Source organism: Shewanella vesiculosa (assembly GCF_009994065.1).
In the GTDB taxonomy this organism is placed as follows: domain Bacteria; phylum Pseudomonadota; class Gammaproteobacteria; order Enterobacterales; family Shewanellaceae; genus Shewanella; species Shewanella vesiculosa.
Genome location: NZ_JAACSD010000021.1, coordinates 1 through 15,973, shown reverse-complemented (window position 1 = coordinate 15,973; position 15,973 = coordinate 1). Strand labels below are relative to the sequence as shown.

Annotated in this window: 12 protein-coding genes and 2 tRNA genes; 13 read left to right on the top strand and 1 reads right to left on the bottom strand. The window is 42.1% G+C overall.

Annotated elements, in window-relative coordinates:
• Positions 1-51: 51 nt before the first annotated feature.
• From glmM to rpsO, 11 genes are all read left to right on the top strand, one after another.
• On the top strand, positions 52-1,389 hold the full coding sequence (gene glmM, locus GW828_RS17540; RefSeq protein WP_182741653.1) for a phosphoglucosamine mutase: 1,338 nt from the start codon (positions 52-54) through the stop codon (positions 1,387-1,389).
• Positions 1,390-1,528: 139 nt separating this feature from the next.
• Positions 1,529-2,311, top strand: a complete 783-nt coding sequence (gene tpiA, locus GW828_RS17535; RefSeq protein ID WP_124017639.1) for a triose-phosphate isomerase — start codon at positions 1,529-1,531, stop codon at positions 2,309-2,311.
• Between the two features lie 4 nt (positions 2,312-2,315).
• A complete protein-coding gene (gene secG / locus GW828_RS17530) occupies positions 2,316-2,651 on the top strand; it encodes a preprotein translocase subunit SecG (protein WP_124017638.1) in 336 nt (111 codons plus the stop codon).
• A 13-nt stretch (positions 2,652-2,664) separates the two neighbouring features.
• Positions 2,665-2,751, top strand: a tRNA-Leu gene (locus GW828_RS17525).
• An 81-nt stretch (positions 2,752-2,832) separates the two neighbouring features.
• Positions 2,833-2,908 (top strand) — tRNA-Met (locus GW828_RS17520).
• A gap of 169 nt (positions 2,909-3,077) precedes the next feature.
• Positions 3,078-3,533 carry a ribosome maturation factor RimP gene (gene rimP, locus GW828_RS17515; RefSeq protein ID WP_124017637.1) on the top strand — a complete coding sequence of 152 codons (456 nt, stop codon included), beginning with the start codon at positions 3,078-3,080 and terminating at the stop codon, positions 3,531-3,533.
• Between the two features lie 31 nt (positions 3,534-3,564).
• On the top strand, positions 3,565-5,064 hold the full coding sequence (nusA, locus tag GW828_RS17510; protein ID WP_124017636.1) for a transcription termination factor NusA: 1,500 nt from the start codon (positions 3,565-3,567) through the stop codon (positions 5,062-5,064).
• 25 nt (positions 5,065-5,089) lie between these two features.
• Complete coding sequence (gene infB, locus GW828_RS17505; protein ID WP_124017635.1) at positions 5,090-7,735, top strand: translation initiation factor IF-2; 2,646 nt, start codon at positions 5,090-5,092, stop codon at positions 7,733-7,735.
• A gap of 66 nt (positions 7,736-7,801) precedes the next feature.
• Positions 7,802-8,233 (top strand): 30S ribosome-binding factor RbfA, encoded by a 432-nt coding sequence (rbfA, locus tag GW828_RS17500; RefSeq protein ID WP_124017634.1) that lies wholly within the window; start codon positions 7,802-7,804, stop codon positions 8,231-8,233.
• Positions 8,233-9,186, top strand: a complete 954-nt coding sequence (gene truB, locus GW828_RS17495; protein ID WP_124017633.1) for a tRNA pseudouridine(55) synthase TruB — start codon at positions 8,233-8,235, stop codon at positions 9,184-9,186. The genes rbfA and truB overlap by 1 nt, the downstream gene beginning before the upstream one ends.
• Positions 9,187-9,328: 142 nt before the next feature.
• A complete protein-coding gene (rpsO, locus tag GW828_RS17490) occupies positions 9,329-9,598 on the top strand; it encodes a 30S ribosomal protein S15 (protein WP_124017632.1) in 270 nt (89 codons plus the stop codon).
• A gap of 560 nt (positions 9,599-10,158) precedes the next feature.
• On the opposite strand, the gene GW828_RS17485 is transcribed toward rpsO, so the two are convergent.
• Positions 10,159-12,195 (bottom strand): putative bifunctional diguanylate cyclase/phosphodiesterase, encoded by a 2,037-nt coding sequence (locus GW828_RS17485; RefSeq protein ID WP_124017631.1) that lies wholly within the window; start codon positions 12,193-12,195, stop codon positions 10,159-10,161.
• 397 nt (positions 12,196-12,592) lie between these two features.
• Between GW828_RS17485 and pnp the strand changes: the two genes are divergently transcribed.
• Positions 12,593-14,689: a polyribonucleotide nucleotidyltransferase gene (gene pnp, locus GW828_RS17480; protein WP_124017630.1), complete on the top strand. Its 2,097-nt coding sequence runs from the start codon at positions 12,593-12,595 to the stop codon at positions 14,687-14,689.
• Between the two features lie 144 nt (positions 14,690-14,833).
• The gene (nlpI, locus tag GW828_RS17475) at positions 14,834-15,745 is read left to right on the top strand and encodes a lipoprotein NlpI (protein ID WP_273058608.1); all 912 of its coding nucleotides are present in this window, start codon (positions 14,834-14,836) and stop codon (positions 15,743-15,745) included.
• The last annotated feature ends 228 nt before the right edge of the window (positions 15,746-15,973 follow it).

Here is a 15,973-nt window from a genome sequence, read left to right as displayed (position 1 = left end):
GCATCACATAATAATGTTATCAGTAAAGTGAAAACACTTAAGTAGGGATCTGTGAAGCAAAGAAAATTTTTTGGAACCGATGGTATTCGCGGCAAAGTAGGGGCGGGTAAAATGACTCCTGAATTGGCATTGAAGCTCGGTTGGGCGGCTGGACGAGTATTGTCTCGAAATGGCACCCAAAAAGTGATTATTGGTAAGGATACTCGTATTTCAGGTTACCTGTTTGAATCAGCTTTAGAGGCAGGCTTATCAGCCGCGGGACTTAACGTTTTGCTGCTAGGCCCTATGCCTACTCCTGCAGTGGCTTATTTAACTCGTACCTTTCGCGCCGAGGCCGGTGTCGTGATTAGTGCATCACACAATCCTTATTATGATAACGGTATCAAGTTTTTCTCTACTGATGGCAGTAAACTGGATGATGCAATCGAGCTAGAAATAGAAGCAGAACTTGAAAAACCGCTAGTCTGTGTGGAGTCGCATCTACTGGGCAAGGCTCGTCGTATTGATGATGCAGCAGGGCGCTATATCGAGTACTGCAAAGGTAATTTTCCAGCTGATCAAACACTTAAAGGATTAAAAATAGTCGTCGATTGTGCTCATGGCGCCACTTACCATATTGCTCCTAACGTTTTTCGTGAATTAGGTGCCGATGTTATTGCTATTGGAGATAAACCTGACGGTCTCAATATCAATGATAAAGTCGGTGCAACAGCAATGGCCAAAATCTGTGAAACCGTTTTAGTTGAAAAAGCTGATTTAGGTATTGCACTCGATGGTGATGGCGATCGCATTATGATGGTTAATCGTCATGGCGCAGTGGTTGATGGTGATCAGATTTTATATATTTTAGCGGTAGATGCCCAAAAACGTGGTATTTTAAGCGGCGGAGTTGTTGGCACCGTAATGTCTAATTTAGGTTTGGACTTAGCGCTGCAAGCACTTGATATTCCTTTTGTTCGTTCTAAGGTCGGTGACCGCTATGTCATGGAGATGCTGAAGAAGAATAAGTGGCGTATAGGCGGTGAAAACTCTGGCCATATTCTTAATCTTGATCATGGTACTACTGGTGATGGTATCATTGCAGGTATTTTAGTCCTCGCGGCAATGCGACGTCAAAATGCTTCACTTGAACAATTAACTGAATCGATGAAGATGTTACCGCAAGTGTTAGTTAATGTGCGTTTTGAAGGCAGCTCTAATCCACTCGATAGCGAAGCGGTTAAGTTAGCTAAAGCGGATGTTGAACAACAATTGGGTGCTCGTGGACGTGTATTATTACGTAAGTCGGGTACTGAACCGTTAATTAGAGTCATGGTCGAGGGAGATGATCATCCCCAAGTGCTTGCGCATGCAAATCGTATTGCTGACGCGGTAAAGGCAGCATGTTAATTATTTGAATATTAAGATAAGCCGTTGCTCGCTCAAAAAGTAGACGCTTCGACAGTTTATATGAAATATTCCCCTTTTAGCTCTTGTAACTTGATAAGTGGTTCGCTATTATTCACGCCGCTTTCAGAGGAGACAGTGAATGGCACTCAGACGTCCTATGGTCGCTGGTAACTGGAAAATGAATGGTAATTCGGCATTAGCCCAAGAGCTTTTCAAGAAGTTTGCTACCAAGCTCCAAAATGATTCCGCTGAAGTGGTTTTATGCCCGCCTTCAATTTATCTTGAAAGTGTTCGGCAGCTGCTAGAAGCCAATAAGCAAACCTTAGATGGTGCGCTTGTTAGAATGGGTGCACAAAATCTGAGTCAACATGATTTTGGTGCATACACAGGCGAAATATCCGGGCAGATGCTAAAAGATTCTGGATGTCGGTATGTGATTATCGGCCATTCCGAACGTCGCCGTATGTACGGAGAGACGAGTAATATTGTGGCAGAGAAGTTTGCTGCTGCTCAGAAACATGGTCTGACACCGATTTTGTGTGTAGGTGAATCAGGACCAGCTCGTGAAGCAAGACGTACCTTTGAGGTGATTGCGGAAGAGCTTGATATAGTAATTGAAAAAAACGGTACCATGGCTTTTGATAACGCAATTATCGCTTACGAACCTTTATGGGCAGTAGGGACAGGTAAAAGTGCTACACCAGAGCAGGCACAAGAAGTACATGCGTTTATTCGCAGTCGCCTCTCGGAAGTTTCTCCATTTATTGGTGAGAATATCAGAATTCTTTACGGTGGTAGCGTCACCCCAAGCAATGCGGCAGATATATTTGCCCAGCCTGATGTTGATGGTGGTCTGATTGGCGGTGCAAGTTTGAACTCAAGTGAGTTTTTAAGTTTATGTACCATAGCAATGAGCGCGTAATTATATGTACGAAGTTCTTATAGTTGTATACTTGGTGGTAGCGTTAGGTCTTATCGGCTTAATATTAATCCAACAAGGAAAGGGTGCCGACATGGGCGCATCTTTCGGAGCCGGTGCTTCAGGCACATTATTTGGCTCAAGTGGTTCAGGTAATTTCCTGACTCGCAGTACTGCAGTATTAGCCATTGGCTTTTTTGCATTGAGTTTAGTGATTGGTAATTTAAGTGCTAATCACACAGAGCAAAATGATCAGTGGAAAGATTTAGGTCCAGCAGCAGAGCAAATCATTGATGAAGCTCCGGTGCAAACCGAAAAGTCAGAAACGAAAATTCCTGACTAGTAAACCAGGTAACGCCGAGGTGGTGGAATTGGTAGACGCGCAGCCTTGAGGTGGCTGTGTCTTAACGGACGTGCGGGTTCAAGTCCCGCTCTCGGCACCAAATTTAACTAACAAATGATAGATAGCGTTTGATTAGTTATTGCAAGATATAGTGTAAATCAATATACTTGCATACAGTTGACGCGGGGTGGAGCAGTTGGTAGCTCGTCGGGCTCATAACCCGAAGGTCGTCGGTTCAAGTCCGGCCCCCGCAACCAGCTCCTTGTAATTTAATTTCGTTAGAAAATAAATTACAATTTACAGGTTTTATAATAAAATAACCTCGTGATTACGGGGTTTTTTGTTATATGAACTTTTAAATATCCGTGTTTTATGCGGGTTGCAATGGGGCTATTAGCCCTTTTTTTGTTTTTTTGGGGGTCATTTTTGGCAACAATAGAATCCAAGCTTGTTGAAATGTTAACAGTACCTGTTGAAGCATTAGGCTTTAAACTATGGGGCATTGAATATATTCAAGCTGGTCGTCATTCAATTTTACGTGTTTTTATTGATCACGAGAATGGCATCAATATTGAAGATTGTGCAGCAGCCAGTCGTCAAGTTAGCGCAGTTATGGATGTTGAAGACCCTATTTCTACAGAATACACATTAGAAGTATCTTCACCTGGCGTAGATAGACCGTTATTTACCGCCGAGCAATATGCTGCCTATAAAGGTGAGGATGCAAAAATACAACTGACTATGCCTGTTGCGGGTAGTCGTAATTTAAAAGGCGTCATCAATAGTGTTGATGGGCAAATGCTCACCATAACCGTTGATGGTAAAGACTTGATTGTTGCTTTGGATAATATCCGTAAAGGCAGCATTATCGCTAAGTTTTGATAGTTTCAGGTGAAGGACGAGGCAAGACCAAATGAATAAAGAGATCCTGCTAGTCGCAGAAGCGGTTTCCAATGAGAAAGGCCTTCCGCGCGAAAAGATTTTCGAAGCGCTAGAAATTGCACTGGCTACCGCAACAAAGAAAAAATACGAAGGCGATATTGAAGTTCGCGTTGCGATTGATCGTAAAACCGGTCATTACGATACTTTCCGTCGTTGGATGGTTGTTGACGATCATGGCGAGGCTTTGGAAAACCCATATAGCGAAATTACCTTCGAAGCCGCTCGTTATGAAGAGCCAGAGATTCAAGTAGGTGAGTATATCGAAGATCAAATCGACTCTGTCGCGTTTGACCGTATTACTACACAAACTGCTAAACAAGTTATCGTGCAAAAAGTACGTGAAGCTGAACGTGCACAAATTGTTGAACAATTTATTGAACGTGAAGGTGAGATTGTTACTGGTGTTGTTAAGAAAAGCACCCGTGAAAGCGTGGTTGTTGATTTAGGTAATAATGCTGATGGCGTATTATTTAAAGAAGATTTAATCAGCCGTGAATCTTTCCGTCCTGGTGACCGTGTGCGTGCATTATTGTACTCAGTTCGTCCAGAAGCTCGCGGTGCGCAGTTATTTTTAACACGCAGCAAGCCAGAAATGCTGATTGAACTATTTCGGGTTGAAGTGCCAGAAATTTACGACGAATTGATTGAAGTGATGGGTGCTGCTCGTGATCCAGGTGCTCGTGCTAAAATAGCCGTTAAATCAAATGACCGTCGTATCGATCCAATTGGTGCTTGTGTTGGTATGCGTGGTGCTCGAGTGCAAGCCGTATCAAACGAGCTAGGCGGCGAGCGTGTTGATATCGTGTTGTGGGATGATAATCCAGCGCAATATGTGATCAATGCCATGGCGCCAGCTGATGTTGCCTCTATCATTGTCGACGAAGACAATCATTCGATGGATATTGCTGTTGAAGCAGACAGTTTGGCACAGGCTATTGGTCGTAACGGCCAGAACGTACGTTTAGCGACTCAACTGACTGGTTGGGAACTGAACGTAATGACAGTTGAAGACATGAACAAAAAACACCAAGCCGAAAGCGCTAAGGTGATTGATTTGTTTGTGGCTTATCTAGATGTAGATCAAGATTTTGCAGCCGTATTGGCTGATGAGGGATTCACTTCGTTAGAAGAGATCGCTTATGTTCCAGAATCTGAGCTATTAGCAATAGAAGGTTTCGACGAAGGAATCGTTGAAGCATTACGTGAACGTGCAAAGGCCGCTATCTCTACAAGAGCATTAGCGTCTGAAGAAGCGTTAGATGGTGCAGAGCCAAGTGATGATTTATTAGCATTGGAAGGATTAGAAAGACATTTAGCTTATGTTCTAGCGAGCAAAGGCGTAGTGACTTTAGAAGACTTGGCCGAGCAAGGTATTGACGATTTAATTGATATTGAAGAATTAACAGAAGAAAAAGCAGGTGAGCTCATCATGGCTGCCCGCAATATCTGTTGGTTTGGCGAAGAAGCATAAGTCGATCAACAGGGGGATTTAATTGATGGCAGATACAAGTGTAGAAAAATTAGCAGCGGAAGTGGGAAAATCAGTTGATCGATTAATCGAACAATTCTCAGATGCTGGTATAAGCAAAAAACAACTCGATACTGTTTCAGAAAAAGAGAAGCAACAGCTTCTTGATTTTCTAAAAAAACAGCATGGTGCAGATTCAGTACCGACTAAAATGACATTGCAACGTAAAACCGTGTCTACGTTAAGTGTTGCAAGCACTGGCGGTCAGTCGAAAGACGTTAAAGTAGAAGTACGTAAGAAACGTACTTTTGTTAAGCGTGATGATGCAGAATTAGCCAAACAAGCTGAATTAGAAGCTCAAGCAAAAGCCAAAGCAGATGCTGAAGCTCAAGTAAGAGTGGAAGCTGAAGCAAAAGCAGCGGCAGAAGCGAAAGCTAATGCTGAAGCGAAGAAAAAAGCGGAAGCAGAAGCCAAATTGAAATCAGAAAAAGTAAAGTCTGAACCTAAAGTAACTAAAGTTGCTGACCCAGAAACTGCAGCAGCAAAAGCTGAAGCCGAGCGTTTAAAAGCGACTCAAGAAGCTGTGTTAACTCAGAAGCAAAAAGATGAAGCCGCCAAAGCAGCTGAAACAGCTCGTTTACTTGCTGAAGTAAACTCAAAGCGCTGGGCTGAAGAAGAACGTCAACGTTTAGATGCAGAAAAGAACGGTGATCATCATATCACCACATCTAAAGTTGCTCGTGCAGCTGAAGACAGTTCTGATGCCGATGATGAAAAACGTGGTCGTCGTGCTCGCAACAAAAATGCCAACAAAAAACGTGGCGGAAAAGATGCGCGTGACGGTCGTGAAAAACACATGCGTAACCGCAGCACAGCACCAGAATCTATGGCGCACGGTTTTAATAAACCCGCTGCAGCAGTGAGTCGTGATGTACGTATCGGTGAAACCGTAACTGTATCTGAATTAGCGCATTTAATGGCAATCAAAGCCACTGTTATCATCAAGCAAATGATGAAAATGGGCTCTATGGTGACGATTAACCAAGTACTTGACCAAGAAACCGCTCAAATGGTTGCTGAAGAGTTAGGTCATAAGGTTGTGCTGATTCGTGAAAACGAACTTGAGCATCAAGTACTAAAAGATCGCGATGACAACATCCAACTAGAGTCTCGCGCTCCTGTTGTGACTATCATGGGTCACGTTGACCATGGTAAGACGTCATTACTTGATTATATCCGTCGTGCGAAAGTTGCTGCTGGCGAAGCCGGTGGTATTACTCAGCATATTGGTGCATACCACGTTGAAACTGAAAACGGCATGATCACTTTCCTTGATACTCCTGGTCACGCGGCGTTTACGTCAATGCGTGCTCGTGGTGCTAAGGCGACTGATATTGTTATTTTGGTTGTTGCTGCCGATGATGGCGTAATGCCACAAACGATTGAAGCGATTCAACACGCTAAAGCGGGTAACGTACCGTTAATCGTAGCTGTTAACAAAATGGATAAGCCAGATGCTGATCCAGAGCGTGTTAAGAGTGAGCTGTCTCAACATGGCATCATGTCAGATGATTGGGGCGGAGATAACATGTTCGTTCACGTATCAGCCAAAACTGGTATGGGCGTTGACGAATTGTTAGAAGGTATCTTACTTCAATCTGAAGTATTAGAACTTAAAGCAGTACGTGATGGTATGGCTGCAGGTGTTGTTATTGAATCACAACTTGATAAAGGTCGTGGCCCTGTGGCAACTATCTTGGTTCAAGAAGGTACGTTACGCCAAGGTGATATCGTTTTATGTGGTTTAGAGTACGGTAAAATCCGTGCGATGAAAGACGAAAATGGTCATTCAATTACTGAAGCGGGTCCTTCTATTCCGGTTGAGATTTTAGGTCTCTCTGGTGTGCCTTCTGCGGGTGATGAAGCCACTGTTGTACGTGATGAACGTAAAGCTCGTGAAGTCGCTTTATATCGTCAAGGTAAATTCCGTGATGTTAAGTTAGCGCGTCAGCAGAAGTCTAAACTAGAAAACATGTTTGCCAACATGGAAGAAGGCGAAGTACAAGAGCTTAACATCGTACTTAAAGCTGATGTTCAAGGTTCTCTTGAAGCGATTTGCGAATCTTTAGCTAAACTGTCAACAGCTGAAGTTAAAGTGAACATTATTGCTCGCGGTGTTGGTGCATTAACCGAAACCGACGCAACATTGGCAGCTGCTTCAAATGCGATTCTTGTTGGTTTCAACGTCCGTGCTGATGCACAGGCTCGCAAAACCATAGATTCAGAAAGTGTCGATTTACGTTATTACAGCATCATCTACAACCTAATTGATGAAGTTCGTGCTGCAATGACAGGTATGTTAGCACCTGAGTTTAGACAAGAAATTATCGGCCTTGCAGAAGTTCGTGATGTATTTAAGTCTCCTAAAATCGGCGCTATTGCAGGTTGTATGGTTACCGAAGGTATCGTTAAACGTAGCGCACCAATTCGTGTATTACGTGACAACGTAGTTATCTTCGAAGGTGAACTTGAGTCTTTACGTCGCTTTAAAGATGATGCTCCTGAAGTGCGTAATGGCATGGAATGTGGTATCGGTGTTAAGAACTACAATGACGTCCGAGTGGGCGATCAAATTGAAGTGTTCGAAACAGTCGAAATTGCTCGCACCTTATAAGTACCAATGGAAGGGCGGCTTTAGCCGCCCTTTTTGATTGTAGACCTAACGATATGGCATATCATCATGGCAAAAGAATTTAGTCGTACACGTCGCATTGCGCAACAGCTCCAGCAAGAACTTGCTATGGTGTTGCAACGCGATATGAAAGATCCTCGCATTGGTTTCATTACCGTAAACGATGTCGACGTTTCACGTGATTTAAGTTATGCAAAAGTGTTTGTGACCTTCTTTGAAGAAGACACTGAACTTGTTCAACAAAAAATTGATGCACTCACTGTTGCTGCACCTTATGTTCGTACTTTGGTTGCTGGGCGTATGAAATTACGCGTTATGCCTGAATTACGCTTTATTTATGATAGCTCACTGGTAGAAGGCATGCGCATGTCTAACCTAGTAACTCAAGTCATCAATAAAGATAAAGCCAAGCAACAGCAATTTACTCCAGAAGTCTCTGATAACAGCGAGTCTGTTGACGGTGAAAAGGAGCAAGATTAATGGCTCGTCGCCCTAAAGGTCGCTTCATCGACGGAATAGTATTACTCGATAAAGATACTGGCATGAGCTCTAACTTTGCTCTGCAAAGAGTTAAGCGCTTTTTTAATGCCAATAAAGCGGGCCACACAGGTGCTTTGGATCCGCTAGCAACAGGAATGTTGCCTATTTGTCTTGGAGAAGCGACTAAGTTCTCTCAGCATTTATTAGACTCGGATAAACGTTATCTGGTGACGGCTAAATTGGGTGAGCGCACTGATACGAGTGATTCAGATGGCGAAGTCGTTCAGACGCGTCCTGTTAATTTTACTCAAGCACAACTCGATGAGAAACTGGCCTTTTTTCGTGGCACAACACAACAAGTACCATCAATGTATTCGGCATTAAAATACCAAGGCCAGCCTTTGTATAAGTATGCACGTGAAGGCATTGAAGTACCTCGTGAATCTCGACCAATCACTGTTTTTGAGCTTAATTTTATCAAGCTTGAAGGTGATGAGTTAACCCTAGATATTCATTGTTCTAAAGGGACTTACATACGGACCATTATTGATGATTTAGGTGAAATGTTGGGATGTGGTGCACATGTTATTATGCTGCGTCGTACTCAAGTTGCCGAATATCCGTATGAAAAAATGGTCACCTTAGCGCAATTAGAAGCGCTACTTGAGCAAGCTCATAGAGATGACGTTGCGCCTCAAACTCTGATGGACCCATTATTATTACCAATGGACACCGCGGTCGCTAATTTCCCTGAAATTAACTTGCCAGAGGCGATGCTATATTACGTCATGCAAGGCCAGGCTATTCAGGCTGCTGGACTTAAGCCTGATGAATTAGTGCGTATCACTATTGGTGATGAACGTCGGTTTGTTGGTATGGGCATCATGAATGATGATGGCTTATTAGCACCAAAGCGTTTGATTGTGATCCATGATAATGCTCCTGCAGAGTAATCAGTCGGAGTTGTTGTTTGCTTTTACTGATAAATAATCGAATTTATATTGCGGTTAACCATCAATCTGGTTAAAATGCTGCCCTCGCTCTGGCTGAGTTAGTGATCGGCTTGAGATACATTTACTTTTTTTGGAGATACACATGTCACTAAGTGCTGAAGCAAAAGCAAAAATTTTAGCTGATTTTGGTCGCGGCGAAAACGATACAGGTTCAACTGAAGTTCAAGTAGCTTTGTTAACTGCTCAAATTAACCACCTTCAAAGTCACTTTAAAGAGCACATCCATGATCACCACTCTCGTCGTGGTTTATTACGTATGGTTAGTGCACGCCGTAAGCTTTCTGCTTACTTAAAGCGTACTGACGTAGCACGTTACACTGCTATGATCCAGAAGTTAGGTTTACGTCGTTAATTCGACACTCGGCTTACTTTAGTAGGCTGATTAAACCATAAAAAAGGAGGCTAATAGCTTCCTTTTTTATTGCCTAAAAATGCTTGTTTTTAGCCCATCCTTTCACTGACCAGTTCCCATAATCATTTGTGGTTGTTTTTTTAGTCATACTTTGATTGATCAAATCTGTATCGATATTGCCATATCTACCGAAATAGCCTTTAAGGCTTGGATAAATAATGGCCGTTGATCATGACTACATTCAACAAGAGTTAATGGGCACTTAACCGCACTTTAATCACTCCAGAGCAACTTCATCTATGTTTTGTCTTTAGGATATTTTGCTCAGCTTTAAGTCTTAAAATTATTAAGAACTGAAAGAAAAAAGAATTGTGGGTTGTAATCAGCCTAAACTTGGGTAACAAATACCTCGCCAATAGCCCTTTGCCCTACTAACTTAGTTGATTTCACTTAATAAGGGAAAAGGGGCCTTTAACAGGATTATTAGCCGCTAAATGATACTTTGCCGCTTATGGGTAAGCCGCTGACGAGATAGGTTTACTGTGGCTTATACAGAGTGTTTAAGCATGAATGACTTTAGCTGTATTACTGATAATATATTTCTCTTCAAACTCGGCTAACGGCAGTGGTTGGCTAAAGTAAAAGCCTTGACCAATCTCACATTGATTTTCTTTGAGCCATTCAAGTTGTTGAATATTTTCAATACCTTCAGCAACAATGGTCAAATCAAGTTGACGACCCAACATTAAAATAGTCGATGCGATTGCACTATCTTCAGGAAGATCACTTACAAAGGCACGATCAATCTTCATTGTTGTTATTGGCAAGTGACGTAGATAGGATAATGACGAGTATCCTGTGCCAAAATCATCGACCGCAATACCAAAACCGGCAGATTTAAGCTGTTCTAATTTAGTCACTGCTTGTTCAACATCATTCATCAGCGATGTTTCAGTAATTTCAATTTCCAGTAATTCAGGACGTATCTGGTATCGAATTGCCAGTTGCTTGATGTCGGGTACTAAACTGGCATCAGCGAATTGCTGCGATGCCACGTTCACCGCAATAGGGATCTCATAATTGTATTTACGTTGCCATTCTCGGATCACTTTGCAGCTTTGCTCGATAACCCAACGGCCAATTGGGATAATAATTCCGGTTTCTTCGGCCACAGGGATAAATGACATCGGGCTTATCAATTGACCGTCTTTTTGCCAACGGATAAGGGCTTCACATCCGACGACTTTGTTGGTTTTTAAATCAAATTTAGGTTGAAAATATAATAAGAATTCGTTGTTTTTCAATGCGTCATGTAATGAGGCTTCTGTGCGAAGTCTTATTGCCGCACGTTCAGTCATTTGTTGCTTGAAAAATGACCACTGATTAGAGCCAGCCGCTTTAGCGCTGTACATGGCGATATCGGCATGTCGAATTAGGTCTTCCGCAGTGATACCGTCCTCGGGATATATAGAGATACCTATCGATGCCGCGGGATGAATTGCGTGCTCATTAAGCTGGATTGGAGTATTTAATTGAGCGAGTAATTTATCAACAAAGTCTGCCGCTTGTGAAGGTGTTTGGATCTCATCGGCTAAGATAACAAATTCATCACCGCCAAGACGAGCCACGCTGCCTCTGTCACCCACCACTCGTTCTAATATACGCGCAATACGCGCCAGAAACTGATCACCTATGGCATGGCCTAAGGAGTCATTAATATTTTTAAAGCGATCCAAGTCAATGAAGAGTAGAGCAAAATTTCGTTTGTGGACTCGAGAGCGTTGAATGGTGACATTCAATGTCTCTAATAATAAGGTCCTGTTAGGTAAGCCCGTTAATGGATCTCGGGTTGCCATTTTGCGCAGCTTATTTTGAGTTTGACTGAACTGCAATAATATTTGATTAAACTTACTGGTCACCAGTCCTAACTCATCATCTTTATGAGCTTTTGACATAGGTAACAGGTTTTCGTCAGGATAATCAGGATCAATTTTGTCAATTGCTTCGCTAATCCGAGCAATCGGTTGAGTGAGAAAACGATGAAACACTACGGTCAATACTAATGTGAGTAATAATGCTCGAGCTAATGTTGCGATAAGTCCAAGTTGTAATTGATTAAACAGTTTCGTGGTCAGCTTTTGGGTATCGTAAAAAATCGTCAGGGTGCCAATAAGCTGTTGTTGTTTGTTTCCTTCAAAATAGAAAGGACGATACAGTGGACGGGCGATTTCTTTTAGATCCCCAAACAGACGATTACTTAAGGAAACATAAGCTTTTGAGGACTCTCCGGTTTCATTTACCTCAGACACAAACAATGAACCATCATCGAGCTCGATGACTGCAGAGCCAACATTATCGACTTTTATAATGCCTTCTAGGGTTTGACTGGCAAGTTTATCATCTAACGACCATACCGCGTTGGTAGTGGTTTGTTCGACGGAATTGAGCAGCTCTTGTTGTGCCGCGGTAAGCTGTTGTTTAGCGGTAACAACGACGAGTGCTATTTCGATGATAAAAATAGCAACAGCAAAAAACAAAGCAGTAAAAACTACTAAGTTAGTTTGTTTCCATGTGAGAGACTTAAAACGAGCCGTCATGTATTATTCCATGTCATCTAAGTGACTTTTCACGTTAAATTTGCAGTTTAACAGCCTAAAACTACAAGAATTTATACTAAATATAAATTAAATCGCCAATAGGGCGAATTAATTAGTTAACTTTCACAAAAAATAATAATACTAATTACTACGACTTTAGTTAAATTCATCTCTCTTGTCATTAATAATCAAGCCAAATAGTGAACCTCATGTCATTTAATCGGAGTAAACTCGCTCATCACTGTCAAAATCGTTTGTTAATGCTGTGATCTCATCTAGGAAAATGATTATTTAAAACATTTTCTCATTCTGTATCGCGCGTCTATTTAACTATTCGGTGTAATTGAAGTATACTTGTGCGCGTAATTAAAGGTCATTAAATTAAGGAATGGGTCACGTGAATCCAATTGTAAAGAGTTTTGAGTATGGTCAACATACAGTCACCTTAGAAACAGGTGTTATTGCACGTCAAGCAGATGCTGCAGTTTTAGCAAGCATGGGCGATACCACAGTATTAGTTACTGTAGTTGGTAAAAAAGTAGCGGATTTAAGCCGTGACTTCTTCCCGCTAACTGTTAACTATCAAGAAAAAACCTATGCTGCAGGTAAAATCCCTGGTGGTTTCTTCAAGCGTGAAGGTCGTCCTTCAGAAGATGAAACTCTGATTGCACGCCTTATTGACCGTCCTATTCGTCCTTTATTCCCTAACGGTTTTAAAAACGAAGTTCAAGTTATCATCACTGTGGTGTCTGTTGACCCACAAATTGAGCCAGACATTGTTTCAATGATCGGTACCTCTGCAGCATTAGCTATTTCTGGTATTCCTTTCAGCGGTCCACTAGGTGCGGCGCGTGTTGGTTATATCAACGATGAATATGTCCTTAACCCAACGGTTGATCAGCTTGCAACAAGCTCATTAAACTTAGTCGTTGCGGGTACTAAAGCTGCTGTACTGATGGTTGAATCTGAAGCGAAAGCGCTTGCAGAAGAAATTATGCTAGGTGCGGTGACTTATGGTCATGACCAACAACAAGTCGTTGTTGATGCTATTGCTGAGTTCAAAGCAGAAGCTGGCAAGCCAACATGGGATTGGACTGCACCAGTTCAAGATCAAGTGTTAGTTGCTAAAATCAAAGAGCTTGCAGAAGCTGGCATGACAGAAGCTTATCAAATCGAAGTTAAGCAAGATCGTTATGTACAAGTTGGCATCGTTAAAGCGGCTGCCAAAGCGGCATTAGTGGCTGAAAACCCAGATGTTGATACTCGTGAAGTAGACAATCTACTTGGCAGTCTAGAGAAAAATGTTGTTCGCGGACGTATTATTAGTGGCAAGCCACGTATCGATGGTCGTGAACCAGATATGATTCGCGCATTGAGTGTTTTAGCTGGTGTACTTCCACGTACTCACGGTAGTTCATTATTTACTCGTGGTGAAACTCAAGCTTTAGTTACCTGTACTCTAGGTACTGAACGTGATGCACAAAAGATTGATAGCATCATGGGTGAGCGTACTAATCGCTTTATGCTTCATTATAACTTCCCTCCGTATTCTGTTGGTGAAACAGGTATGGTTGGCTCACCTAAGCGTCGCGAAATTGGCCATGGTAAGTTAGCATGGCGCGGTATGAATGCCGTTATGCCTTCTGCTGAAGAATTCCCATACAGCATTCGTGTTGTATCTGAAATTACTGAATCTAACGGTTCAAGCTCAATGGCTTCTGTATGTGGTACTTCATTAGCATTAATGGATGCCGGTGTACCGATTAAATCATCTGTTGCTGGTATTGCGATGGGTCTTGTTAAAGAAGGCGACGATTTTGTTGTACTTTCTGACATCTTAGGTGATGAAGATCACTTAGGTGATATGGACTTTAAAGTAGCCGGTACTCGTGATGGTATTACTGCATTGCAGATGGATATCAAAATCGAAGGTATCACTAAAGAGATCATGGATATTGCACTGCAACAAGCTTATGGCGCACGTGTTCATATCCTAAACGTAATGGATCAAGCTATTGGTTCACATCGTGACGATATTTCTGCTCACGCTCCACGTATTACCACAATCAAGATCAACCCAGAGAAGATCCGTGATGTGATTGGTAAAGGCGGCGCAGTAATTCGTGCTCTAACTGAAGAGACTGGCACAACTATTGAACTTGATGACAATGGTACTGTGAAAATTGCCTCTTCAAATGGCGAAGCTACCAAAGAAGCGATTCGTCGTATTGAAGAAATCACTGCCGAAGTTGAAGTGGGTCGTATCTATAACGGTAAAGTTATCCGTATCGTAGATTTCGGTGCATTTGTTAACATTCTACCTGGCAAAGATGGTTTAGTGCATATTTCACAAATCAGTGATGAGCGCGTTGCTAACGTATCTGATCACCTAGAGATGAACCAAGAAGTTGCTGTTAAGGTAATGGAAGTGGATCGTCAAGGTCGCGTAAGACTGTCAATTAAAGAAGCTCAAGCAAAAGAAACTGCTGAGTAATTTTTTTAAAGTTTAACGACAAAAAAGGAGACCATTTGGTCTCCTTTTTTTATCTATCGAAAAATAATCGTTAATGCACATGGCTCTTAGATTGCCAGATTGCTATGATGTTGAATATTAATAGAACCTGATAAGGTAAAGCGGATGGAATGTAAGCTACGCACCACAATCGTTGCCGTTGTTGTTGGTGCAAGTATGATGTTGTCAGGTTGTGCTGCAACGTTAGGTTCAAATGATGATACTGCAGGGCAGATGATTGTAGCCCCTGTCATGCCAGACTATAAGTTAGAAGTGACGCTGGCAAAGCTAAATGAAATTCTGGCTACCATGGAATTAACTGACGAACAGCGTGCACGTTTTCATTATGATCGCGGCGTCATATATGACAGTGTAGGACTGCGTTTACTGGGGCGAATTGATTTCCATCAAGCATTAAAGTTGCAACCCGATTTAGCGGATGCATATAATTTCCTGGGTATTTATTATACTCAAGAAGGTGAGTTTGACAGTGCCTATGAAGCATTTGATGGGGTACTGGAACTGTCACCAAACTATGATTATGCCTTCTTAAATCGTGGCATCGCGTTATATTATGGCGAGCGTTACCAATTAGCTGTGAGTGACATGCAAGCGTTTTATGATCGAGACCCTACTGATGGTTATCGTGTACTTTGGCTCTATTTGATGGCTTCAGAGGTCGATAAAGGTAACGCGTTAATCGATTTAGCGACGCAACGAAAACAATTAAATAATCAACAATGGTCAAGTGTGTTGGTTGATTTTTACTTAGGTAAAATGAGTCAAGAGCAAGTATTTTCAGCGGCGAAAGTGGGCTTGTCTCAACCAAAAGAATATGCAGAGCGTTTATGTGAAGCGTATTTTTACTTAGCTAAGCATGCCGCTGCAAATGGCCAATATCAGCAAGCTGCTAATTTTTATCGGTTAACCTTAGCGACCAACATTTATGATTTTGTTGAACATCGTTATGCCAGAATTGAATTAGCTAAAATGAAAAATATAATCCTACAGTCTTCCGAATTATCCTCGAAAAGCTAAAAAACACTTTGCCTAGCCAATTCTGCCGATAGGCGCTATAATTTGCGCCTTTTTTAGCGGCTAGTGCAAGGTTAACATGTCAGGCAATAAAGTTGAGGTCGACAAGCGTCGTACCTTCGCCATCATTTCGCACCCTGATGCCGCCCAGCCTTTCAACGCTTAAAACCACCTTTCATTGCACACTACAATCACATCTCTACGTACTGAATTTAAAGGCTTTTTGTCTTT

Coding starts and splice junctions, on each gene's coding strand:
- tpiA (WP_124017639.1), top strand. CDS start 1,529: ATGGCACTCAGACGTCCTATGGTCGCTGGTAACTGGAAAATGAATGGT.
- secG (WP_124017638.1), top strand. CDS start 2,316: ATGTACGAAGTTCTTATAGTTGTATACTTGGTGGTAGCGTTAGGTCTT.
- nusA (WP_124017636.1), top strand. CDS start 3,565: ATGAATAAAGAGATCCTGCTAGTCGCAGAAGCGGTTTCCAATGAGAAA.
- infB (WP_124017635.1), top strand. CDS start 5,090: ATGGCAGATACAAGTGTAGAAAAATTAGCAGCGGAAGTGGGAAAATCA.
- rbfA (WP_124017634.1), top strand. CDS start 7,802: ATGGCAAAAGAATTTAGTCGTACACGTCGCATTGCGCAACAGCTCCAG.
- truB (WP_124017633.1), top strand. CDS start 8,233: ATGGCTCGTCGCCCTAAAGGTCGCTTCATCGACGGAATAGTATTACTC.
- rpsO (WP_124017632.1), top strand. CDS start 9,329: ATGTCACTAAGTGCTGAAGCAAAAGCAAAAATTTTAGCTGATTTTGGT.
- GW828_RS17485 (WP_124017631.1), bottom strand. CDS start 12,195: ATGACGGCTCGTTTTAAGTCTCTCACATGGAAACAAACTAACTTAGTA.
- nlpI (WP_273058608.1), top strand. CDS start 14,834: ATGGAATGTAAGCTACGCACCACAATCGTTGCCGTTGTTGTTGGTGCA.